This window comes from Paraburkholderia sp. C35 (assembly GCF_003121405.1).
Classification (GTDB): domain Bacteria; phylum Pseudomonadota; class Gammaproteobacteria; order Burkholderiales; family Burkholderiaceae; genus Paraburkholderia.
Map to the genome: position 1 here is coordinate 74484 of NZ_QBUY01000005.1, position 23202 is coordinate 97685.

General features: G+C 62.3%; 17 protein-coding genes. 9 read left to right on the top strand and 8 right to left on the bottom strand.

Annotation, left to right across the window (positions count from 1 at the left end; genetic code table 11):
• Positions 1 to 178 precede the first annotated feature (178 nt).
• From DK391_RS04870 to DK391_RS04900, 7 genes are all read left to right on the top strand, one after another.
• Positions 179 to 703 carry a MaoC family dehydratase N-terminal domain-containing protein gene (locus DK391_RS04870; protein ID WP_109476862.1) on the top strand — a complete coding sequence of 175 codons (525 nt, stop codon included), beginning with the start codon at positions 179 to 181 and terminating at the stop codon, positions 701 to 703.
• A 12-nt stretch (positions 704 to 715) separates the two neighbouring features.
• Positions 716 to 1201 (top strand): acyl dehydratase, encoded by a 486-nt coding sequence (locus DK391_RS04875; RefSeq protein ID WP_109476863.1) that lies wholly within the window; start codon positions 716 to 718, stop codon positions 1199 to 1201.
• Positions 1198 to 2493 carry a CoA transferase gene (locus DK391_RS04880; RefSeq protein ID WP_239482703.1) on the top strand — a complete coding sequence of 432 codons (1296 nt, stop codon included), beginning with the start codon at positions 1198 to 1200 and terminating at the stop codon, positions 2491 to 2493. Before DK391_RS04875 ends, DK391_RS04880 begins: the two co-directional genes overlap by 4 nt.
• Positions 2493 to 3671, top strand: coding sequence for a CoA transferase (locus tag DK391_RS04885; protein ID WP_109476865.1), 1179 nt, complete (start codon positions 2493 to 2495; stop codon positions 3669 to 3671). The genes DK391_RS04880 and DK391_RS04885 overlap by 1 nt, the downstream gene beginning before the upstream one ends.
• A gap of 28 nt (positions 3672 to 3699) precedes the next feature.
• Complete coding sequence (locus tag DK391_RS04890; RefSeq protein ID WP_109476866.1) at positions 3700 to 4635, top strand: hydroxymethylglutaryl-CoA lyase; 936 nt, start codon at positions 3700 to 3702, stop codon at positions 4633 to 4635.
• Between the two features lie 117 nt (positions 4636 to 4752).
• The gene (locus tag DK391_RS04895) at positions 4753 to 6111 is read left to right on the top strand and encodes a citrate/2-methylcitrate synthase (protein ID WP_109476979.1); all 1359 of its coding nucleotides are present in this window, start codon (positions 4753 to 4755) and stop codon (positions 6109 to 6111) included.
• A 363-nt stretch (positions 6112 to 6474) separates the two neighbouring features.
• A complete protein-coding gene (locus tag DK391_RS04900; RefSeq protein WP_109476867.1) occupies positions 6475 to 7923 on the top strand; it encodes an MFS transporter in 1449 nt (482 codons plus the stop codon).
• A gap of 1 nt (position 7924) precedes the next feature.
• Here the strand turns inward: DK391_RS04900 and DK391_RS04905 are convergent, their stop codons facing one another.
• From DK391_RS04905 to DK391_RS04925, 5 genes are all read right to left on the bottom strand, one after another.
• Entirely contained in the window at positions 7925 to 9643 is a 1719-nt protein-coding gene (locus tag DK391_RS04905; RefSeq protein ID WP_109476868.1) for a cyclic peptide export ABC transporter, read from the bottom strand.
• A gap of 31 nt (positions 9644 to 9674) precedes the next feature.
• A complete protein-coding gene (gene fhuB, locus DK391_RS04910; RefSeq protein ID WP_109476869.1) occupies positions 9675 to 11726 on the bottom strand; it encodes a Fe(3+)-hydroxamate ABC transporter permease FhuB in 2052 nt (683 codons plus the stop codon).
• Positions 11723 to 12652, bottom strand: coding sequence for an ABC transporter substrate-binding protein (locus DK391_RS04915; RefSeq protein ID WP_109476870.1), 930 nt, complete (start codon positions 12650 to 12652; stop codon positions 11723 to 11725). The genes fhuB and DK391_RS04915 overlap by 4 nt, the downstream gene beginning before the upstream one ends.
• Position 12653: 1 nt before the next feature.
• Positions 12654 to 13454, bottom strand: a complete 801-nt coding sequence (locus DK391_RS04920) for an ATP-binding cassette domain-containing protein (RefSeq protein WP_109476980.1) — start codon at positions 13452 to 13454, stop codon at positions 12654 to 12656.
• 63 nt (positions 13455 to 13517) lie between these two features.
• Entirely contained in the window at positions 13518 to 15701 is a 2184-nt protein-coding gene (locus DK391_RS04925) for a TonB-dependent siderophore receptor (RefSeq protein ID WP_239482704.1), read from the bottom strand.
• Between the two features lie 249 nt (positions 15702 to 15950).
• Between DK391_RS04925 and DK391_RS04930 the strand changes: the two genes are divergently transcribed.
• Positions 15951 to 16742, top strand: coding sequence for a helix-turn-helix transcriptional regulator (locus DK391_RS04930; RefSeq protein ID WP_109476871.1), 792 nt, complete (start codon positions 15951 to 15953; stop codon positions 16740 to 16742).
• A 173-nt stretch (positions 16743 to 16915) separates the two neighbouring features.
• On the opposite strand, the gene DK391_RS04935 is transcribed toward DK391_RS04930, so the two are convergent.
• The gene (locus DK391_RS04935; RefSeq protein WP_109476872.1) at positions 16916 to 17287 is read right to left on the bottom strand and encodes a YciI family protein; all 372 of its coding nucleotides are present in this window, start codon (positions 17285 to 17287) and stop codon (positions 16916 to 16918) included.
• A 535-nt stretch (positions 17288 to 17822) separates the two neighbouring features.
• On the opposite strand from DK391_RS04935, the gene DK391_RS04940 reads away from it, so the two are divergent.
• Positions 17823 to 20042 carry a TonB-dependent siderophore receptor gene (locus tag DK391_RS04940; protein ID WP_109476873.1) on the top strand — a complete coding sequence of 740 codons (2220 nt, stop codon included), beginning with the start codon at positions 17823 to 17825 and terminating at the stop codon, positions 20040 to 20042.
• A 366-nt stretch (positions 20043 to 20408) separates the two neighbouring features.
• Here the strand turns inward: DK391_RS04940 and DK391_RS04945 are convergent, their stop codons facing one another.
• Both DK391_RS04945 and DK391_RS04950 read right to left on the bottom strand, forming a co-directional pair.
• Complete coding sequence (locus DK391_RS04945) at positions 20409 to 21503, bottom strand: formylglycine-generating enzyme family protein (RefSeq protein WP_109476874.1); 1095 nt, start codon at positions 21501 to 21503, stop codon at positions 20409 to 20411.
• A complete protein-coding gene (locus DK391_RS04950) occupies positions 21481 to 23193 on the bottom strand; it encodes an arylsulfatase (protein ID WP_109476982.1) in 1713 nt (570 codons plus the stop codon). Before DK391_RS04950 ends, DK391_RS04945 begins: the two co-directional genes overlap by 23 nt.
• Positions 23194 to 23202: the final 9 nt, after the last annotated feature.

A 23202-nucleotide genomic window follows, 5' to 3' on the forward strand; every position in this document is an offset into this window, starting at 1 on the left:
ACGCTGGCCCCAGCGGTATGAGACAGACGATAGTCGACTGAGCGAAGGCTGAGAAGACGTTGATTCAATGATCAAGTATTGTGCGCTGCACGGCTGCTCACCTAGACTGGTTTGGCCGATACAGCAGGGTCATCGCTGCATCGTCTTGCGGAACGTAGCCGGGACCGAGGAGATACCCGTGAGCAACGAATACATCACCGACAAGGTGAAATCTATCATCGGTGCGCAGACCGGTTGGGTCGAGTCGACGCATCCCGTCGAGGCAGGCGAAGTGCGCCGCTTTCATCACGCAACGATGGACGGTGCGCGACGCTACTGGGATGAGGATTGGGCCGCCACGAGCCGCTACGGCAGCGTGGTCGCGCCGCCCGGTTTTCCCGTGCATGCGTTTCGCCGGGAGGCGAACTCGCCCGATCCACTCGACGACATGAACAAACCCGATTACGACGGCCTGAGCCGGAGTTTCAGCGGCCTGCCCGCCGTCGAAGTGGAACTGCCGCGCGACCTGAACGGCGGCTACGAATATGAGCTGTATCGCTACGCACGCGTCGGCGAGAAGGTAATGCGTCAGGCGCGTTACAAGGACATCGTGCAGCGCGACGGCAAGAGCGGTCCGATGGTGTTCGTCATCATCGAGGAAATCTATACGACCGAAGCCGGAGAAAAGCTGCTCAAGGTCACCAATACGCAGATCATGCGCTAGGCGAGGACTGTCATGGCCGCACTGTGTTTCGAAGATGTCGAAGTCGGCATGGAGATTCCGCATGTCGTCAAAGGGCCGATGACGACTGCGCATATCATGCGCTGGTCGGCATCGATGGAGAACTGGCATCGTATCCACTACGACTGGCGATTCGCAACCGGGCACGACAAACTGCCCGACGTGATGGTCAACGGATCGTGGAAGCAGCACATCATGCTGCAACTGCTGACGGACTGGGCCGGCGAGAGCGGGTGGGCATGGAAGCTCCAGTTCCAGTTTCGCGGCATGAATGTTCCCGGCGATGTGATCACCGCATGGGGCCGCGTGACAGGACGCGAACAGCGCGGCAGATATGGCCTCGTGCATCTCGAGATCGGGCTTCGCAATCAGGACGGGAAGGAAAGCACGCCCGGCACCGCGACGGTCGTCCTGCCGCTGCGGCACGGTACGCCCGTACCGTATCCTTTCGATCCTGCAGTGCTCGACGAGGCCGCATGAGTATGGCCGCCGCCTTCGCCACGCCGCTGGCCGGTGTTCAGGTGATCGAATGGAACGGTTCGATGTCGGCGTCGTTTTGCGCGCGGATATTGTCCGATCTTGGCGCCGATGTGCTGAAACTCGAACCGCCCGGTGCAGGCGATCCACTCCGGCACGTGGGCCCGTTCGCGCCCAATGCCACTTATGGCAACGACGCCGCGCTGTTCGCCTATTTGAATCACGGCAAGCAAAGCGCGACGCTCGATCCATCGTGTCCGGCAGGGGCCGCGTTGCTCAAGCGCCTGCTCGAGTCGGCTGATCTGCTGATTACGTCCACGCACGCATCGCGTCTTACGGCGCTTGGGCTCGACAGCGACACGCTAAGAGAGACACGGCCTTCACTCGTCACACTGGCTGTCACGCCGTTTGGAACGCTTTCTGCGCAAGACGCTTCGGCAACAGACACAGTCGCCGATCCGCTTGCCGCGTTCACGGATTTCACGCTCACCCATCATGCGGGCTATGCGTTCCACCAGGCGCGGCCGGTGCATGCGCCCAACGCACAGCCGCCGGTCGCATGCGCGGATCGCGAGGTGGCGCTTGCGACTGGTATCGCCGCTGCAAACGCGGCGCTCTGGGGATTGCTCGAAGCACAGATGCACGGCGAGGGACGCAGCATCGAATGTGCGGAACTCGACGTCATTGCTCACCTGTTGATCGAGCCTGTCGCCGACTATGGGCGCGGCGAGCGCGTCTTCAGCCGCTTGCGCGAGGCACTGCAAGGCACGGAAGTCGCGGGCGGGCTTATCTGGCTTTTGCCCTGCAAGGACGGCTTTGTGATGATTTCGCCGCGCGAGGAGCATCAGTGGGAGCGCTGGGTCGAACTGCTCGGCAACCCACCGTGGTCGCGCGACGTCGCGCTATGCGGCGAGCGCGCCGCCCGCAACGAGAACTGGATGGTCCTGCAGGACGAAATGGCGAAGTGGTCGCGCGAACACACGCGCGCGGACGTGTTCGAGCGCGCTCAGGCCGCGCGTGTCGCGTGTTTCCCCGTGAGCGGTGCGCGTGATTTGCTGGAGAACGCGCAGTTGCGCGCACGCCGTTTTTTTGATCGCTGGGAAGGCGCGAGCGAGTCGCCCTTATCGATGCCAGGCCTGCCGTTCAGCCTGCGCACCAGCTCCGGAGACGAACTGCCTCGCAGTCGGGACGTGACATCACCCCGATTGGGCGAGGCTAACCAGGCGCTATTCGAAGGGCGTCTGGGACTGTCACCCGCTCACGTCGAAACGTTGCGCCAGCAAGGAATCGTGTGATGAAAACGACGCAAAAGCGGGCGTTATCGGGGCTGCGCGTAATCGACTTCAGCTGGGTGCTCGCGGGCCCAATGACGACCAAGATGCTCGCCGGAATGGGCGCCGAAGTGATCAAGATCGAATCGGCGACCCGGCGCGAGCATACGCAGCGCCAGCCATGGTGGGCCGTGGTCAACGCGGGCAAGAAAAGTTGCACGATCAATCTGAGCAGGCCGCAAGGCCCCGAACTGATCTGCCGGCTGATCGCGCAGAGCGACATGGTGGTCGAGAACTTCTCGAATGGGGTGCTGGCGAAATTCGGGCTCGACTATCCGGCGCTTGCAGCGATCCGGCCTGATCTGATCTTCGTTTCAGCGTCAGGCACAGGGCGCGAGGGACCGCAACGTGATGCGCTCGCCTACGGTTCGCTGCTGCAGGCCTACAGCGGACGTGCGAGCGTCGTCGGTACGCCGAACGAGCGTGTCGAAGCCATGGGCATTCTGCCTGCGTGGACCGATCCGATTACCGCGTTGTGGGAATGTTGCGCGGTGCTGGCTGCGATCCGCCATCGTCGTGCAACGGGTGAGGGCGCGTTCATCGATCTTTCTATGCTGGAGAGCACGGTCGCGCTGCTGCCTGAACTGCTGTTTCGTGAGGCGCTCGGAAGCGATACGCCCGTGGCGAGCGGCGCCCGCGAATGGAGCGCCGCGCCGTCGGGCTGCTTTCGTTGCGAAGGCGACGACGCGTGGCTTGCCGTGTCGGTTTGCGACGACGCGCAATGGACTGCGCTGTGCGATGCGATAGGCAGGCCCGAACTCGCCGCCGATTCACGCTTCGCCGACGCATCCGGACGCGCTGCACATCGTGCGGCCGTGGACGAACTCCTGGCGACGTGGCTGGCGCATCAGCCCGCCGACGCTGCCTTCAGCGCGTTGCAGTCGCGCGGGGTGCCGGCGGCGCGGTCGCGTCATATCGGTGCGGTCATGGAGGATCCTTACTTCGCGAAGCGCGGCCTGTTCCCGGAACTCGCCGACGGTTCGCGCAGCATCGCGCTGCCGTGGCGCGACAGCGAGAACTTTCGGGGTGACTTTGCGCCGCCGCCACGGCTCGGCGAACACAACGACTACGTGTTCAGGGAACTGCTTGGACTGGATGCTGGCGAGATAGAGACATTGACAGAGACGGGCGTGCTGCGCTGACGTTCCGTCTATCGGAAGGAGCCGTGAAATGAAAGAAAAAGTGGCAGTGTGCGAAGTGGGGCCGCGCGATGGCCTGCAGATGGCCCATGACATCATGCCGACGCAACTGAAAAGCCGCTGGATTGCCGCGATTGCTCAGGCAGGCGTGGGCGAGATCGAAGTCGGCAGTTTCGTGCCGCCCAAGCTCGTGCCGCAGATGGCCGACACCGAGGCAATCGTCAGGGCGGCGCTGCAGCAGCCGGGGCTGCGCGTCATGGCGCTCGTGCCCAATCTGCGCGGCGCACAGGCCGCGTATGCAGCCGGTGCACATGGCGTCGGCGTGCCGGTTTCGGTGAGCGAAGGCCACAGCCGCTCGAATACGCGCAAGGGCACCATGGAGCAGGTCGCGGAAGTGCGACGCATCGTCGAATGGGTCAGGGAGCAGGATCGACCGATGGCGGTCGAGCCAGGCTGCGCAACCGCGTTCGGCTGCGCGATCGACGGCATCATTGCGCTTGAGAAAGTGATCGAGACAGCCGTGGCACTCGCCGAAGCCGGTGTCGACGCCGTCGCGCTCGCCGATACAGTCGGCTACGGTAATCCCGCGCAGGTGCGAAAGATGGTCAGGGCCGTGCGCGCCGAGATCGGTGCCAGGTTGACCAAGCTGCATCTGCACGACACCATGGGACTCGGGCTTGCGAATGCGCTGGCCGGGCTCGAGGAGGGCATTCGCTCCTTCGATTCGGCGCTCGCAGGCCTGGGAGGCTGTCCATTCGCGCCCGGTGCGTCGGGCAATATCGTGACGGAAGACCTTGTGTTCATGCTGGAGAGCATGGGTTTCGACACGGGGATCGATCTGGACCGGCTGATCGCTGCGCGCGAACTGCTGCATGAAGGACTCCCCGCCGAGCCCATGTACGGGCAGGTGCCCAAAGCGGGTATTCCGAAGACGTATCGCGCGGTAGCGCCGCTTCATGCCGCGTGAGGCGGCCAGCCGGTGTCGCGCTACTGGCATAACCGGATTGTGAGCGCCTCGGCATTCGATTATCTTGTCGGTCAGTGTGCCCCCGAACGGCGTCCCGTCGCCGGCAAGGAGACCGAGGTGCAACGCAACCGACAAGACGGCGCGGCAGTCTCCGTGCAAGCGCTCGGCGACTATCTGACCCGAGCCGAAACACTCGCGCTGTTGCAGATCAAGCTGCAGACGCTGTATGCCTACGTCAGCCGCGGCCTGATCCGCAGCGTGCCGCAGGGGGACAACGGTCGCCGACTGTACGCGCGCCACGACGTCGAACGCATGAAGTCGCGTGCCGATGCACGCAGCGGCCACGCTCCCGTGGCGGCCGCTGCGATGCGCTGGGGCGAACCCATCATCTCCAGCACGCTCACCGAAATCACTGCACAGGGGCCACGCTATCGCGGCGTGGCCGCGCTCGAACTGGTCCGCGAGGGGCGCTCGTTCGAAACGGTCGTGAAAGCTTTGTGGGATGCCGACGGCGCGCTCCAACTGCCATGGCAACCCTGCACGCGGACGCTGCGTTTTGCCGATGCGTGGCCGGGCGTCGCGGGCATGCAGCCCCGGCGTGAACTCGTGCGTTTCTTCGCCGACATCGCGTTGCGCTTCGGCAGTGAGCACTTGCGCGGCGAACGAACGCCAGAGCTGCAGTTTGCCGCAGCGACCCGCATGATCGCGACGATGGCGCACTGTCTTGTTCACCTGCGCCGGCCTCACGATCCGGCAGTGGCTACGGTGCCGCGCAAGCACAGGGGAGGCCTCGCCGCGACCTTGCTGGCCATACTGGGCGGCACGGCTTCGCCCGAACACGTCGCCGCACTTGATGCCGCCCTCGTGCTGTGTGCCGATCACGAACTCGCGCAGGCCACCTTCGTCGCGCGGATTGCCGCGTCGGCGGGAGCCGACGTCGGTGAATGCGTGGCAGCGGCCATCCTGACGCAAACGGGCCTCACCTCTGCGCGCTCGTACGAAGCCACGGAAGACCTGCTGCGTGCGTGCAAAACACCGGCACAGGCACGGCGGCTGTTCGAAGAGCACTATGCGGCACACCGGAATCTGCCCGGGTTCAATCATCCTTTGTATCCCGATGGCGATCCGCGGGCTCGCTATCTGATCGACGCAGCGCGCCGGCTCGAGGGACGTCATGCGTCGGTCGAACCGCTGTATGCCGCGCTCGATATTGCGGCGAAGCACGGTTGTCTGCCGAGTCTCGAAATCGGTTTGACGCTGCTCACGATCGCATTGGGCCTGCCGCCACGCAGCGCGTTCTCGCTGTTTATCATCAGTCGGACGGCGGGATGGGTCGCCCATATCGTCGAACAGCGCGAGTCCGGCGCGTTGATCCGCCCGCGCGCCGATTATCTGCAAACGCCTCCCGCCCCGGACGATGCGGCAGATCTGCTGCCCGCCGGCGGTACGCTGTTGTCTGTGCAATCGTCTTCATGATTCGCGCGTGATTTGCGTGTGATCAGTGCCTGATTGCACCCGGTTCGGCCACGGCCCTTGCGGGCCGTTTTTGTTGCGCGCGCAGATCATCGCAGCGCGGCTCGCACGGGCAGGCATACAAAGCGAAGTTGATTCAACGATCAAGTATTGTGGGCGATCTCGCGCGTCACTAGACTGGGTCTACTGTAAGGGACTGACGGCCGGGTGGGGAGCTGCAAGCGCGAGCATCAGAAGATGCGACGCTGCTGTCTCCGACTTTTCCACCTCGAACGAAAATAATTAGCATCCCGACATGACTGCCCGCGTCGATGTGGGCTGCATACCCAGCGACCCGCGAGACAGGCCGCACAGGAGGAAGACACGATGAGTACGCCAAACAGGGCGATCGGCGCCGACGTCATCGGCGCGTCTGAACGGGCAGACTATCCGTCACGTCCCATCACGGCGGGTGCCGTGACCGCGCGCTTCGACCGGTTGCCAATGACAGCGACCATGTGGAAGTTGCTGACGCTCGTTGCGCTCGGTGGATTCTTCGAACTCTATGATGTTTACTTCGCGGGCTATATCGCGCCAGGCCTCTTTCACGCAGGCATTCTCACGCCGACCACGCCCACGTTTTTCGCAATGAACGGCCTTGCAGGCTTTCTTGCATCGCTATTTATCGGTCTGTTCATCGGTACGATCGTCTTCGGGAGTCTTGCCGACCGTTTCGGTCGACGTCGCGTCTTTGCCGCGTCGATGCTGTGGTACTGCGTTGCGACCATTGTCATCGCGTTTCAGGACACCGCGCTCGGCCTCAACGTGTGGCGTCTCATTTGCGGTATCGGTGTGGGCGTGCAATACGTGACGATCGATTCCTACGTTTCCGAGTTGACGCCGCGTCACGCTCGCGGCATGGCCTTCGGACTCGTGTACGGCGTTGCGCAGATATGCGCACCGTTGATCGCGTTTCTCGCGTGGGTGCTGGTCCCCATCGCGCCGCTGGGATTCGACGGATGGCGCTGGGTGATCGCGATCGGGTCGGCGGGTGCGCTGCTCGTCTGGTATCTGCAGCTTCGCCTGCCGGACTCGCCGCGCTGGCTTGCGCAGAAAGGCCGCGTCGAGGAAGCGGAGCGCGTGATGCAGATGATCGAATACCGCGTGCGCAACGAATATGGCAAGGAGCTGCCCGCGCCTGACGACACACCCGAAGTGGAAGAGCAGAAAGGCACCCTGCGCGAAGCCTTCAGCCCACAGTATCGCCGCCGCACGCTCATGCTTGTCGTGGTGAATTTCTTTCAGACCATCGGCTATTACGGTTTCGTCAGCTGGATTCCGACGCTGCTCATCGCGAAGGGCATCATGGTCACGCGCAGCCTCGAATACACGTTTCTCATCGTGCTGCTGTATCCGATTGCGCCGTTCGTCGTCATGCTGGTTGCCGATCGTTTCGAGCGGAAATGGCAGCTTGTCTGGAGCGCGATATCAGTCGCGGTGATCGGTGTGATCTTTTCGATGCTGAAGGCGCCGGCGTGGCTGATTGCCGTCGGCATCGCGCAGACACTGGTCGTCAATTGGCTCTCGACCATCGTGCATACGTACCAGGCTGAACTGTTTCCGACACGCATGCGGGCAGGTGCGGTGGGTTTTGTCTATTCATGGAGCCGGCTGTCGTCGATTTTCGTGGGCTTCTTCATTGCGTTCTTTCTGCGCGAATTTGGTGTCGGCGGTGTGTTTGCGTTCATTGGTGCGGCTATGGCAATCGTGGTGATTGCAGTCGCGCTGTTCGGCCCGCGGACTACCGGGCTTGCGCTCGACGATATTGCCCGGTGATTCACCCCGGCGGCATCATTACAGCGCTACTTCCAGATAAACGCCCATCCACCTCACTCTTCAACACACGAAACTCTTCGACGATATGCCCATCTTCCATCCGTAAGCAGCGATCGGCCGCAGAGAAAAAGCGATCGTCGTGAGAAATGACGATTAGCGTCTTGCCCTGGCGCTTGAGGTCCGGAAGTATCTCCGTGTAGAAAATCCGCCTGAACGTAGGATCCTGGTCTGCAGCCCATTCATCGAGCACGATCACCGGCCTGCGCTCCAGATACGCATGCACGAGCGCAAGGCGCTTACGTTGTCCCGTGGAAAGATCGGTCGTCGAAAATGCGCCGTTGATCACGGATACCTTGTGAGCAATTTCGAGCCGCTCCAGATAATGCCGCGCTTTGGTTTCTGCTTCCGCATCGCTGGCCGGCAGCGTATCGAACAGGTAGTAATCGGAAAACACCGCTGAAAACAGCTGTCGATACCTCTCGCGCTGATCGTCGCGAACGGGCGCGCCGTTCATCAGCAAGTCGCCGTGCTGTAGCTCGTAAAGTGCGAGCAGCAGTTTGACGAGTGTAGTCTTGCCACAACCGTTCTCGCCAACGATGAACACGGTCTCGCCGCGCCGCACAGTCAGCGAGAGAGGGCCGAGCGCGAAGCCTTTTTGCGGGTGCGTTTGCGCCGGGCCGTCATCTTGCGTAGAGGCGAACTGAAACCGCACGTCGCGCCACGCGAGCGATTCGACCGGTGCGACGGCGTTGTCGCCCGCGCGAGACGGTTCATCGAGCAATGCGGATTCGCCACTCTGAAAGCGCTCGGACATCTGCACGACGCGTTTCCACGCCACCTGTGCACGTCCGATCGAGGGCAACGCACCGACGATCTCCTGAATCGGGCCTTTCATGTACAGCAGCACCAGAACAAAACCGGTGACGACCTGCCGATCCGCGACGCTGCTGGTCAGTTGCCACACCAGAACCAGCCCGACGACCATGAAGAACAGCAGCGAGCCAAACGCATTGGCGCTGACGAACACATTGGCGGCGCGCACGCGCAGACGGTAGATCGCGTCGATGGAGCCCGACAGGTGCTCGCGATACAGCAACCGTCGGCGCGCACCATTGATACGCAGTTCCTTCGCGCCGTCCGTCATCGCGCGGTAGTTCTGCTGCAAGCGGTCTTCGGCCTCACGCGCCTCGCCGAATCGACGGATTCCAATGCGTCGCGCAAGCGACTGCACGACGGAACCGATTGCGAGCGCAACCAGCGCGATCGCCAGCATGGCAGGCGAGAGCACGAGCAGATACACCAGACAGCCTGCTATGGTCGCCGTCGCAATCGCGAGGCTCGAAAACATGAACGAAAAGCCGCTGATCGTATCGATGTCCTGATTCAGCAGTGTGATGAGGCGCTGGCTGCGCATCTGTTCGATGGCCGAGATGGGCGCCACGAGAATCTTCGCGCACACGCTGCGGCGCAGCGCCGCGATCACTCGCTGACCGACAATGTTGTTGCCGATGTCGGAGATCACCTCACCAGTCAGCGCCAGCGCGCACAAGCCGGCGAATGCCCATAGCAACGCCGGACGCGCGCCCGGGCCTTCGTGCAGCGCATGATTGGCGATGGCGAGCAGCGCGGCGGTGGCCGCGCCGCTGGCTGCGCCCATCAGCGTCGACAGTACGGTGATGGGCCACAGCCGTCGCAATAGCGGCAGCAGGTCTGCGAGCATGGTGTGTGTCCTCGATTATTGTGGGTGTCGGTCACCGACGGCGTGCGAGCAGCCACATCAGCCACGGCGCACCGATCAACGTCGCCACTAGGCCGGCAGGCAGTTCACGCGGCAGCAGCAGTTCGCGGCCGAGCCAGTCGGCGACGACCATCATCAGCGCGCCGATGGGCGCTGCCAGCGCGATCTGCGCGAGCGGGCGGCGTGCGCCTGCGAGCCGCGCGAAGTGCGGCGCGGTGAGGCCGACGAATGACAGCGGCCCGACGATCAGCGTCGCCGCCGCCGTGTGCAACGCGATCAGCAGAAAGAGAAGGGGGCGCGCGTGACGCGTGTCGACGCCCAGTGCGCGCGCAACGGGTTCGCCGAGCGGCAACACCGTGAGCCAGCGTGCAGTGAATGGCGTGAGCGCGCACAGCACGACGCAGAGCGCGACGGCATGCAGCGCATCATCGGATGTGATCGAATAGGTCGAACCTGCGAGCCACGACAGCAGCACGACCGCACGATCGCCGCCGCAAGCGATCACTATTCCCGAAACCGCCTGAAACAGCGCGCCGATTGCGATGCCTGCGAGCAGTACGCGGTCTGCCGCGAAGGCCGAGCGCCTCGCGAACCAGAGAATCGCGAGCAGTGTGCCGAATGCGCCTGCCGCTGTCGCAGACAGACGTAGTGCATGACCAGCTGCAGGCGCGGCGAGCAGCAGCGCGATCATGCCGAGCGCAGCACCTGCCGATACGCCCGTCAGCTCCGGACTCGCAAGCGGATTACCTGTGAGCCGCTGCATCAGCGTGCCGGCGACAGCCAGCATTACGCCTGCGGACAGCGCCGCAATCGCGCGCGGCGCGCGCCAGCGCAACACGCCCTGTAGTGCATCGGATGACAACAGATGCCAGCCTTGCGCGCCGCGTCCTGCATCGAGTGCGAGCGCGAAGGCAAGTACACACAGCAGCGTCAGCAGCACAAAACGGCGCGGCAGATTCACGTCCCTGAGCGCATGCGCGAATACCTCAGTGCGCGTATCGGGCCAATGCGCGCGGCGCATTCGCATCAGCAGCACCAGCATCAGCGGGGCGCCGAACAGTGCGCTCGCCGCGCCCGCCGGGATAAGGTCACCGAGTGCACCCGACAACGGCTGCACGGCCTGATCGGTGAGCCACAACAGGAGGGCGCCGAACAATGGCGCCACCCACACGCGCTGCGCCAGACGTCGTGCGCCCGCGAGCCGCGCCAATGCGGGCGCGACGAGTCCAATGAAACCGATCACGCCGACCGCGCTGACTACGATCGCACTCAACACGACGGCGAGCATCAGCGCAGCGACGCGCGTGCGCCGCAGCGACAGGCCGAGGCCGCGCGCATTGGTGTCGTCGAGTGAGAAGAGTGTCAGTGGTCGTAGCAGGACACAACACAACAGCGCACCGCCGACGAGCCACCACGCGAGCAGCGTCACCGCATGCCAGTCGTTCTGCGCGAGCGAACCGCCGCCCCAGATGAACATCCCGCGCAGATAGGGCGCATGAAACATCTGCAACGCAATGCCGAACGAGCCGCAATACAGCGTCACGACGAGACCTGCGACGGCCGTCGTGACGGGCGCAAGCTCGCTGCGCCATGCAAGCGCCAGCACGGCCAGCGCAGCCGCGAGCGCGCCCGCCAGCGCGATCCATTGCGGCATGCCCGCAAGCCACGCGGGCGCCCACAATGTCGCTGTCGTCAGCGCGAGTTGTGCGCCTGCGGAGACGCCGAGCGTCGTCGGTTCAGCAAGCGGATTGCGCAATACCTGCTGAAAAACGGTGCCCGTCAGTCCGAGTAACGCACCCGCAAGCCACGCGACGATCAGACGCGGCAACCAGCTATCGTGCGCGACGAGTTGCTCGATAGCATGCGGCGACGGCGTGAAGATCGCGTTCACCCATTGCGACGGCGGCACGATGGCGGCGAAATTGAAGGCCGTTAGTCCGAGCGCGGCGATGAATGCCAGCGAGACCAGCGTGACAGGCAGCGCGCCCAGCTTCGCTCGAGGCGCGATGGCGTGCGACGAGGTGTCCGTTGCAGCGGTGTCGTGAGATTGCTGGAGGGCCGTCATGTCTTGTCGCCGCCGGTATCGCACGCGTGTGGCATCTGCAATAGCGCATCGGTAAGCACGCGGCTGAAGCGCGCGGCCGACGGCAACATGCCGAAGCCCCAGAAGGGCGGCAGGTTAGCGACGCGACCCGCTTCGACGGCGGGCAACGCATGCCACAGGCGATTCGACGCGAGCAATCCGCCGACGCCCGCTGCCAATGGCCCGATGGTCAGCACATCGGCATCGGATGGGTTCGAGAGCTTTTCTATACCTGCGACCGCGATGCCCCAGTAGTCCGTCGCGCCGTGCCAGGCGTTGCGCACGCCGAGCCGGTCCAGTACGTCCTGGAACAGGCTGCGCGCGCCGTACACGCCGATATGACGTGCATCGAAGAAACGGATGATATAGACCGGCCGCATGGCGCTCGCGTCGTGACTCGCGCAATGCGCCGCAAGCCGCGCGCGGTCGGTGGTGAGTGCTGTCTGCGTGCGTGCGATCAGCGCTTCCGCCGCGGCCTCGCAGCCGCATAACGTGCCGAGTTCGCGCGTCACCTTCACCGAACGATCGAACGGTGCGCCTGCATCGGAATAAATCGTGAACGCGCGCACGGGCGCGATGCGTTCCAGCAGCGCGCGCTGCGATTCCTGACTCGAGTTGATGAGAATGGCGTCGGGTGCGAGTTGCTGGATCATCTCCAGACTCGGTGCGAGACGCAGACCGACGTCGGCAACGTCGTGCGGCAGCAGCGGACTGACGACGCTCGCGTCGTAGTCTTGTCCTTCCGCCACGCCGACGGGCTGCACGCCGAGTGCGAGCAGCGTCTCGATCAAGCCCCAGTCGAGCACGACGAGACGTGGCGTGCGTCGACGGGCGTCGGCCCGCGCGCCGCCCGAAACAGCATATGCGGACCAGGACAACGCCGACAGCAGTAATGCGCGTCGTTTCATGTCAGCGTGCAACCGCGAGACGGCGGCCGTCGTGCGGACTGGTGACGATGTCCATCGGTATGCCGTAGATCGATTCGAGCACGCCCGGCTGCATCATCTGCTGCGGCGTCCCGGTAGTCAGCAGATGTCCGCTGTGCAGTGCGATGAGTTCATCGCAGAAGCGCGCGGCCAGATTGATGTCGTGCAGCACGATGACGACGCTCAGACGCTGCTCGTCAGCGAGCCTGCGCAGCAGCTTGAGCATGTCGATCTGATGAGCGATGTCGAGCGCGGAGGTCGGCTCGTCGAGTAACAGACAGGTGGCGCGCTGCGCCAGCAGCATCGCCAGCCAGACGCGTTGCCGTTCGCCACCCGACAGATGATCGACCAGTTGCGTGGCAAAGCGCGTGGTATCCGTGAAGTTCAGCGCTGTGTCGATCATCGTGCGATCGTCGTCGCGCAGACGGCCGAGCGCACCGTGCCAGGGATAGCGCCCGAGCGCGACCAGTTCGCGCACGGTGAGGCCCGTCGCGGCGGGTGTCTGTTGCGGCAGATAGGCGACTTCACGCGCGAAGGCACGCGCGGGCCACTTCGCGAGATCGATGCCGCCAAAGCGCACCGCGCCGCGTGTGGCCGTTTGCTGATGCGCGAGCAGTTTGATCAGCGTGCTCTTGCCTGAACCGTTATGGCCGATGAGCGCCGTGATGCATCCCGCCCGCAAGGTGAGCGACACAGGATGCAACAGCGTGCGGCCATCGACATCGAACGACGCGCCATCCAGGTCGAACAAGGGCTGAATTTGAATGGCTCCATCTGCCGCCATGTGCGTTCCGGCCGTTGGTCGTGCATTGATAATGCGTGCGTTCTGCATGTCGATCCCTCGCATTTACCAGCGATACCGCGCCGTCGCGAGCACTTCGACTCCGTCGCCGTACGTGCACGCCGCCGCGCTGAAGCAGGTCGACACGTATCGCCGGTTGAACAGGTTCGTGCCGTTCACGGAGAACAGCCAGTGCGTACCCGTGTCGTAGTGAATCGCTGCATCGATGAGCGTCACGGACGGCACGCGGATCGAATTCGACTGGTCGTAGCTCGCGCCGAGATAGCGCACCCCGCCGCTGAATCCAAGGCCGCGTAACGTCCCACCATGCAGCGTGTAATCCAGCCACGCCGACGCAAGATTGCGCGGAATGCCCCACGGCGACTTGCCTTGCAGCGAGGTCGTGGCGCCGTCGATGGTGGTCGTCGTGTCGTTCGACTCGGTCGTGATGTTGCTCAGATACGTGTACGACGCCACGATGTTCAGGTTGTCGGTCAGGCTCGCATGGCCCTCCAGCTCGAAGCCGCGTGCGCGTACCTGGCCCGCCTGATCGCTGCAGCCGGGATCCGCAAGATCCGAAGTCAGCACGTTGCGCTCGGTGAGATCGAATGCCGATGCGGTGATGAAGCTGTTGTAGCCGGGCGGCTGGTATTTGACGCCGACTTCGTACTGCCGCGCCGTGGTCGGCTTGGCCGCCGAGCCGTCGGCCAGCACGCCGGCCTGCGGATCGAACGATTTCGCAAAACTCGCGTAAGGCGCAAAGCCGTTGTCGAACAGATAGACGAGGCCCGCGCGCCACGTGAACGCGCGCTCGGACTGCGACGTGACCGATTGCGTGAGCGGATTGTTGTCATCGGCCGATGCCCAGTCTTCGCGGCCGCCAATCAGGAACCGCCAGTTGCCCCACGCGATCTGATCCTGCGCGTACACGCCGAACTGCTTCATGCGGATGTTGTCATCGGAGAACGCTGCGGGCGTCGCAATCGGCTGGTAGACGGGTGCAAACGGATTCAGTTGCGGCGCGGCGCCGAGACCCACCGTCTCGCGATACAGCACGCGTTGATAGTCAAAGCCGGTCAGTACCGTGTGCGAGACCGGGCCCGTCGAAAATTTCGCTTGCGCCTGATTGTCGACGGTAAAGAACTTCGCGCTTTCGTCGTTGAAGAACGAGTAGCGGTTGAGTTCCGTGTCCGAACCCGATGCAAAGCCGTTCGCGAATATGTTCGAGAAATCGTCGCGCACATAGGTGTAGCGCAGATTCTGGCGGAAGGTCCAGACAGGATTGAAACGATGCTCGAACTCGTAGCCAATCGACGCCTGCGTCTTCGAATGCGAATCGAAGTTCGGATCGCCGAGATTGGTGTGCGACGAGATCTTGCCGTTCGGTGTGTCGTACAGGCTGCCGAGCGCGGGCACGAAGTTGTAGTAGCCGACATCAGGGTCGCGCTGGTACTTCGCGAGCACGGTGAGCGTCGTGTCCTGATCGGGCTTCCACGTGATCGCGGGCGCGATGTAGACGTGCTTCTGCTTCGTGTCGTTGACCTGCGTGTCGACGTCGGTGGCGGAAGCCGTCAGGCGATACGACAACGTGCCGTCCGGTGTCAGCGCACCGCCCAGATCGAAGCCGCCTTCCACGCGATTGTGGCTGCCCGTCGTGAAGAACACTTCGTGGACGGGCGTCGTGGTCGGCTGTTTGCTGACGAGGTTCGCCACGCCGCCGGGATTGGCCTGTCCATACAGCACGGAAGAGGGGCCATGCAACACGTCGATGCGTTCGAGTCCGTACGGATCAAAGCTCGGAATCGCGTAACCGAAGCCGACATCGCTTGGCAGACGCGAGCCGTCGAGAAACTGTTCGAGGTAGAAGCCGCGGCTGAACAGGTACGGCGCGCCCGCAGCCGACCCGCCGCGAATCTCGGACACCACACCTGCCGTGTAGCGCAACGCTTCGGGCACGCTCTGGACGTTCTGGTCGGTCATCTGGGCACGTGTGACGACCGACACCGATTGCGGTGTCTCGATCAGCGGCGTGTCCGTTTTAGTGGCCGTCGTTGCCGTAACCGGCACATAACCGTCAGCGGCGCCGACGGCGGGATTATCCCGCTGCGCGCTTACCTTGACGTCGGGCAACTGCGCTCCGTTGCTGGAAGCGGGCGTGTCCGTCGACTGCGCGTAGACCGCGGAAGTCCCGCCCAGCAGGCAAAGCAGCATTGTGAAGGCAGTCGAATTGCGCACCCCTGCGCTCATCATGGTCTCTCCGTCGCGTAAATGTAAATGAGAATGATTGACAGTAAAAGCGTAAAAAATATCGAGCCGTTCTTGTGCGACGGCTATGGGACGAAAACCGGGGTGGGGACAACAAGGTAAGTGACTGCTGAATGCGTCACTGCCGCTAATATAATCGGTGGATAACGAATCTGTCCGGACAACCTAGGCGTCAATTGGGTCATAAACGTCCGGATTGATGACGGACTATACCAATCAGGATCTGAAAGAGACATGAATCGACCCAATGTGCAAACCTTCGGCGCGGCGCGCGCATCGGCCGTGCTGATCGCGCAGTCGATCGATTACGCGGACGGCAGCCACGAGATAGCGCATGTTCATCACCGCGCGCAACTCGTGTACGCGACGGGCGGCATCGTGCGTGTCGTGACGCCGTTCGGCCTGTGGATGCTCACGCCCGGACAATCGCTGCTGATCGGGTCTGCCGTCGAGCATGCGTTGCACATGGTGGGCGAGGTGTCGATGCGTACGCTCTATATCCAGCCCGAAGCGCTGCCTGAACTGGCATACGAGTGTCGGGCGCTGAAAGTGGAGGCGCTGTTACATGCATCGATACTCGGCATGTTCGATCCCGTTCTCGACGACCCGGAAGACACGCGTGGAACATTGCTTGTGCCGCTGATCTTGCGATTGATCCGGCATGCGTTTGCGCAAGCATCCGAAAGTCAGTTGCCGTTGCCCGCGAACGCACGTCTGCGGCGCGTGTGCGAAAGTCTGATCGCCGAGCCGCGGAACAACGAATCGCTCGAATACTGGGCGGAACAGGTCGGCGCAAGCGGGAGAACCGTCGCGCGATTGTTTCGCCAGGAAACGGGGATGACATTTGGTCAGTGGCGCGAGCAATTGCGCGTGACGGATGCGATGTCGCGGCTTGCTGTGGGCGCTGACGTGACTGCTATTGCGGATGAGCTTGGTTATACGGATGCACGTACTTTTGGAGCGATGTTTCGTCGGGTAACGGGGATGACGCCGCAGCAGTTCAGGTTGTCGGTTGCGCGGGAGTGACGTAGCTGCTGGCTGTGACTTGAACAGTGGCCGGCCACGCAACTGGTTGATCAGCAATCGACACGGCGCCACGTTGCTCGTCGTGCGGCTGGCGCCGACCCTGCGCAACCTCGGTCCCACCATTCTCGGTGCAGAGTCTCGCCAAGGAGTTCGCCAGATCAGCTTACACGCGCTTATCGGGCGAGATAGAAATCTAAAGGGATAAGCTCAACGGCCCATCCGCCTGCTTCGCCGAGCGTAGCCGCCGGGTGCATCGAGGCGATGCGCAACGCCTCATCACTGCTGTCTGCCTCGATGACGAACAGGCCACCTACGACTTCCTTCGACTCCGTGTAGGGTCCGTCGGTGACATGTGTCTTGCCGCCGCGCGGGTGCAGCGTCCTCCAGTTTTCCAGATCGCCAAGTGACGCGGAAATCAGAACCTTGCCGGTAGCCTGCATCTGCTGGTCCAAAGCGGGGCATTGGCTCCTCAATTCCTTGACGTCGTCTGGCGACATTGCGGCGAGTTTTTCCGGGGTGAAGTAAGCCAGGCCGAGATATTTCATATTCGCTCCTTTAGGTGGGGATACACGGACGACGAAGCTGATGATCGAAAATCGACAGGTCTTCTGGGAGATTTTGCGGTGAATTTCGGCTAACTGTCCGTTTAGGAATCGTGGATTCCGTAACCGCAATCCTGTCGAACATCTATGCACCGGCTAACGCCTCGGCAACCTTGGATTTCTGAAGCCGATTCTGGCGCAAACGCGCGATCAACCTGAAGTCGAGACTGCGCTTCTCGATCGGAAGTCTTGACGTTCATTCGGGAAATGCTCCGGTGTTTCAACCGCTGAACGCACGATCGAAAACCACGAGCGCAGCTGTGTACAGCGCATTGTTCTAACGCGCACTTTCCCGTGACACGCCCCGCGCCCGAAGTAAGGGAATTAAATACATGTTTACACATTCGTAAAGAAATATTACACTTCGCTTCGCTCTAGTAAATGCGACTCGTTTGCATTTGCGAGTCTGCGCCGCGATCCGGTGCAGTCGCTTTGCGCCTGTACTTCTGGCGCCACATCCACTTCGTTCCGATCCTCTATGTCCGCTCTGTTCAAGACGCGGGCGCGTCTGCTCGCGTCCGTCGGTGCCGTCTATTGCGCCAGCTTTCTAGCCTCTTCGCCGTCATTCGCACAAACGAATTCAACGGAAAAAGCGTCCACAGGCGATGGCGCTACGCTTCCCGCCGTGACCGTCGAGGCAAGTTCGCCGTCTGACATGCAGACGAAGACTGCGCCCTCGTACAAGTTCACCGCGCCGTTACTCGACACACCGCGCTCGATCACGGTGATTCCCGAAGAACTGATCAAGCAGACCAACGCGACGACATTTGCCGACGCGCTGAAGACGGTCCCCGGCATCACGTTCCTGGGCGGAGACGCGGCCGCGAATCCGTCGGCGGATCGCCCCGTGATCCGCGGCTTTGAATCGCGCAATTCGATCTTCGTCGATGGCATGCGCGATTCGGGCGTGCAAAACCGCGAAACGTTCGACGTCGAGAGCATCACCGTGGTGAAGGGTCCGGACTCGGTCTATGCGGGGCGGGGCGCTGTCGGTGGCAGCATCGACATCGAAACGAAAATGCCGAAGTACGAGGACTTCATTAACGGCAGCGTCGGCGTGGGCACCGACAGCTACAAGCGCATCACACTGGACGCAAATCGCAAGCTGGGCGACAACGCCGCCGTGCGCCTGAACGTGATGGGACATGACTCGGATCAGGCAGGACGTACCGATATTTACAGCAAGCGATGGGGCGTAGCGCCGTCGGTCGCCTTCGGACTGAACAGCCCGACGACCGTCACGCTGAGCTACTACCACCTGAACACGTACGACATGCCGGATTTCAGCGTGCCATTCCGTTCGACGGGCGGCACGCCGATCAGCAGCAACCGTGGTCAGTTTTATGGCCTGAACACGCGCGATTACCGCTATGCGCAGACCGACACGGGCGAGATCCGTGTCGAGCATCGCTTCAACGATAACCTCAAGCTGAAGAACACCACGATGTTCGGGCGTTCGACGCTCGACTACATCGCGACCAATCCGCAGTTGCTGAATGCCACGTCGAATATCCTCAGCCTGCAGGCGAAGAGCGGCAAGTATGCGACCAACAGCATCGCCAACCAGACCGAACTGACGGGCAAGGCGACGTTGTTCGGCATGCAGCACACAATGACGGGCGGCGTCGAATTCAGCCACGAAAAGAGCCTGTACGAAGGCTATCTCGTCACCGACAGTGCGGGCAATAACATCCGGTCGGGTGGTCCATGTACGGTCACATTCAACTGCGCGCCGGTGAACAACTGGAACCCCGACAACCCATGGACAGGGCACGCTTTCCTGAACGGCGACAAGAGCTTTCCGGGACCTGCCACACATACGCAGACCAACGTCGCATCGGCGTATCTGTTCGACAGCGTGAAGATTACCGATCAGTGGCTTTTCAACGCCGGTGTGCGTTTCGATCGGTTCGACGTGACGGCGACGCAGGCAGGTGTACCCGATCTCTCCAATGATTCGAACCTGTTCAGCTATCAGGTCGGTCTCGTCTATAAACCGATTCGCTCCGTGAGTCTTTATACGTCGTACGGCACGTCGGCGAATCCGCCTGGTGCGAACTCGGGACTTGGCGGCGGCACTGACCAGATCACTACGACGAATCAGGATCTCTCTCCCGAACGTAGTCGCAATATCGAAGTCGGTGTGAAGTGGGACGCGATGGACCGCCTGTCGCTGAATGCCGCGTTGTTCCAGACAGACAAAACGAATGCACGCGTTAGCGATGGGCTCGGCGGTACGGTGAACGCAGGCCATCAGCGTGTGCGCGGTGTCGAAGTCGGCGCAGCGGGAAATCTGACGGGAAGCTGGAGCGTCTTCGGCGGCTACTCATATCTCGACGCGATTACGGTCGATGCCGGCGCAGCGAATGCATCAGCATCGGGGCTGCCGATGGTGATGGTGCCCAAGCACAACTTCACGCTGTGGACCTACTACAACGTGACGCCGAAGTTCTCCATCGGCGGTGGTGCGACGGTCGCGAGCAAGACGTATGCATCGGTGTCATCGACGGTACGCAAGTGGACGCCGGGCTATGCGCGATTCGACGCGGTGGCAGCCTATCACGTGACCAAGTCTATTGACCTGCAACTGAACGTCAACAACATCTTTGATCGCGAGTATTACTCGACGGCTTATCCGATCTACGCGACGTGGGCGCCGGGTCGCTCCGCGATGTTGACGCTCAATTTCTATCAGTAAAGCCGTCGTGCTGAAATGGTGTGACGTCGCAGTTGCTTATTTGTAGCCGATAAAAAGTGGGCCCGGCTTGATAGCCGGGCCCTGTAAAGGCGGTCGTGGCGAGCGATCTGAAGTATTCGAAACCTTCGATGCCCGCGATTTAACCACCTGCGTGGATGGTCTACCGAAGTAGTAAAGGCGATGTTAGTGGTCATAGGCTTAGGAAACGATTAAGCGTCTGGCGCGATGCCATTTCGCGGTGGCATGTCATCTGCCGCGCCCTTCAGGTTGCCTTTGCTGACCGCTGCTTCATCAGTAGTCGAAGAAGTACTGGCAACAGCAGCAGTACCAGCGGGAGCCGGCGTCGAGGTTGCGGATTTTCAATCGTTAGTCACGTCCGCTGCGTGGTGAAGCTCCCTGCTTAGCCTGTTCCGACGATATTCTCAGCACCGTCCTGAAGCCGATGTGTACCGTACCGAGGGTCGGATCTTGGGGCTGCCGGGAGGATGGCCGGTAGCGCACGCAGAAGTTCGGCGCGCACAGGAACGAGCCGCCCTTGATGACGCGAGCCGGGTGACGTTCGTCATCGAATGGTGCCGACACTCTGACGACAAGCGGGTTCTGAGCTTCCTCGGCAGGATGCCGATCGGCGTAGACATCTTTCGTCCACTGCCACACGTTGCCGACGGGATCGAGCATCCCATAACCATTCGCGGGATAACAACCGACAGGCGCACTGTCCTTCTGGCCGTCGCTCGCTTCGTTATGGGCCGGAAAGTCGCCCTGCCATGTGTTGGCCATGTATTTGCCGTCGACCTTGAACGTGTTGCCCCACGGGTACGTCTCGCTTTCCCTGCCGCCGCGCGCCGCGTATTCATACTCGGCTTCGGTCGGCAGGTCGCGGCCCAGCCATTTGGCATACGCCAGCGCATCGCGATACGTTACCTGCACGACGGGATGATTCGCCTTGCCGGCAATGCTGCTCCCTGGTCCATACGGATGCCGCCAGTTTGCGCCCGGCTGAAAGCGCCACCATCGGTACGACTCCTCGAACTGTTCGGCGCCGTTCGGCCATACGAACACGACCGACCCCGGTCGTAGCTGCGCCGCCGGCACACCAGGAAAATCGGCGGGATCGCGCTGGCGCTCGGCTTCGGTGACGTAGCCGGTCGCCTGAACGAACATGGCGAACTGCGCGTTCGTCACCTCGTGCACGTCGATCAGGAAGCCGTCCAGCTTCACCGGCTGCACGTTGCGCTCTTCCGGATAGCCTTCGGTCGAGCCCATCCGGAAGCGGCCCGCTGGGATCGCGATCATGCCTGCCCGATTCGGAATATTGCCGCGCATCGCGCCGAAGCCATCGGGCACGCCGCGATACGCTTCACACAACGGTTTGTCTGCCGATGCGAAGGCCGACGCGCACGCCGTCGCGAGCCACACGGCAGCGAGCACGCAGCGCTTACTGATTCGTATCGAGTTCATCTTGATAGTAGTGGGTACCGTTGCTGTAACCGGGGCGTTCCGCGAGACCGGGGATGTCCTGCACGCCATTTGCCGTCTGGTACTGCTGATAATCCGCGACCAGTTCCTTCAGCTTCGCCGGGTACTGCGCGGCGAGATCGTGCAATTCGGCCCGGTCGACGCTTACGTGATACAGCTCCCAGCGGTCCTTGCCCCATGGCTTGTTCGCGTAGGCGATCTTCCAGTCGCCTTTGCGCATCGCGCGGCGGCCATTGAGCTCCCAGCCTTCGACGAACTGTCCGTGAACCTTGCTGCTCTGACCCGACAGGAAGCTCAGCATCGACGTGCCCTGCATGCGGAACACGGGACGCCCGTCGTATCTGCCATCGGGCGGCGAGACGCCCGCAAGCTGCAGAATGGTCGGCGCCACATCCGTCACATGGGCGGGCACACGGCTGATCTGCCCGGCGCGCGGCGAGTGTGGCATCACGACGATGTTCGGCACGGCGATGCCGCCTTCATGGGCGAACGCCTTGTACAGATGCAACGGTGTCGCGCTGACCTGCGCCCAGCCCGGACCGTACTCGACGAACGAGCCCTTGCGTCCGGTGTTGGCGATGCTGTTATCGGCGTGGCGTCTGATCCAGTCACGATCGGCGGCTTCGTCGAGAATGCTGTTGCCGTCGGCGCCGTTGTCCGACATGAAGAAGATCAGCGTGTTGTCGTACTGTCCCGTTTCCTTCAGATGCGCGACGATGCGCCCGATCTGCGCGTCCATCGTCTCGACCATCGCGGCGTACACGGCCATGCGTTTCGCTTCGATGCGCTGCTGCACCGGCGTCAGCGAACTCCACTTCGGCCAGGCGCCATTGCCTTCATACGATTGCATGTCCTTCGGCACGATGCCGAGCGTCTTCATGCGCGCGAGGCGCTGTGCACGGATTACGTCATAGCCGACATCGTACTCGCCCTCGTATTTCGCAATGTACTCATCGGGAGCCTGCAGCGGCCAGTGCGGCGCGGTGTACGCGACGTAGGCGAAGAACGGCTTGCCGTCATCCTTGTTGCTGTCGATATACGACAGGATCTTGTCCGTATAGAAAACGGTCGAATAAAAGTTGTCCGGCAGATCGACGAGCTTGCCGTTCTCGCGGTACATCGCTTTCGGCGTCTTATCCGGATCGGTCGTGATGATTCCCGTCTGGTCGAAGTGACTGGCTCCGCCTTGCACCATTGCATACGACTGCTCGAAGCCGCGTTGCGCGGGGCTGTACTCCTCCGTCAGCCCCAGATGCCACTTGCCGACCATGTAGGTGTGGTAACCCGCGTTCTCGAGCAAGGTTGGAAACGTGACGACGGAATGCGTCAGATAGCCTTCGTAGCCGGCCGCGCTGCGTTGTTTGGGCGTCAGCAGTTCGGCCATTCCGCCAAGCCCCACACGATGATTGTCGACGCCCGACATCAGCATCGCGCGCGTCGGCGAGCAGAACGGCGAGGCGTAAAAGTCGGTCATGCGCACGCCTTCTTTCGCGAGACGGTCGAGATTCGGCGTGTTGATCTCGCCGCCGAACGCGCCGATATCCGAGTAGCCGAGATCGTCCGCGACGATCAGCAGGACGTTCGGGCGCCGGTCTGTGTCTTGTGCGCCGTGGGCGCCGGATGTCGCGAGTATTGCGCATGCAAACGCGCATGCGCTGGTGAGGTGTTTCATCGTGTCTCC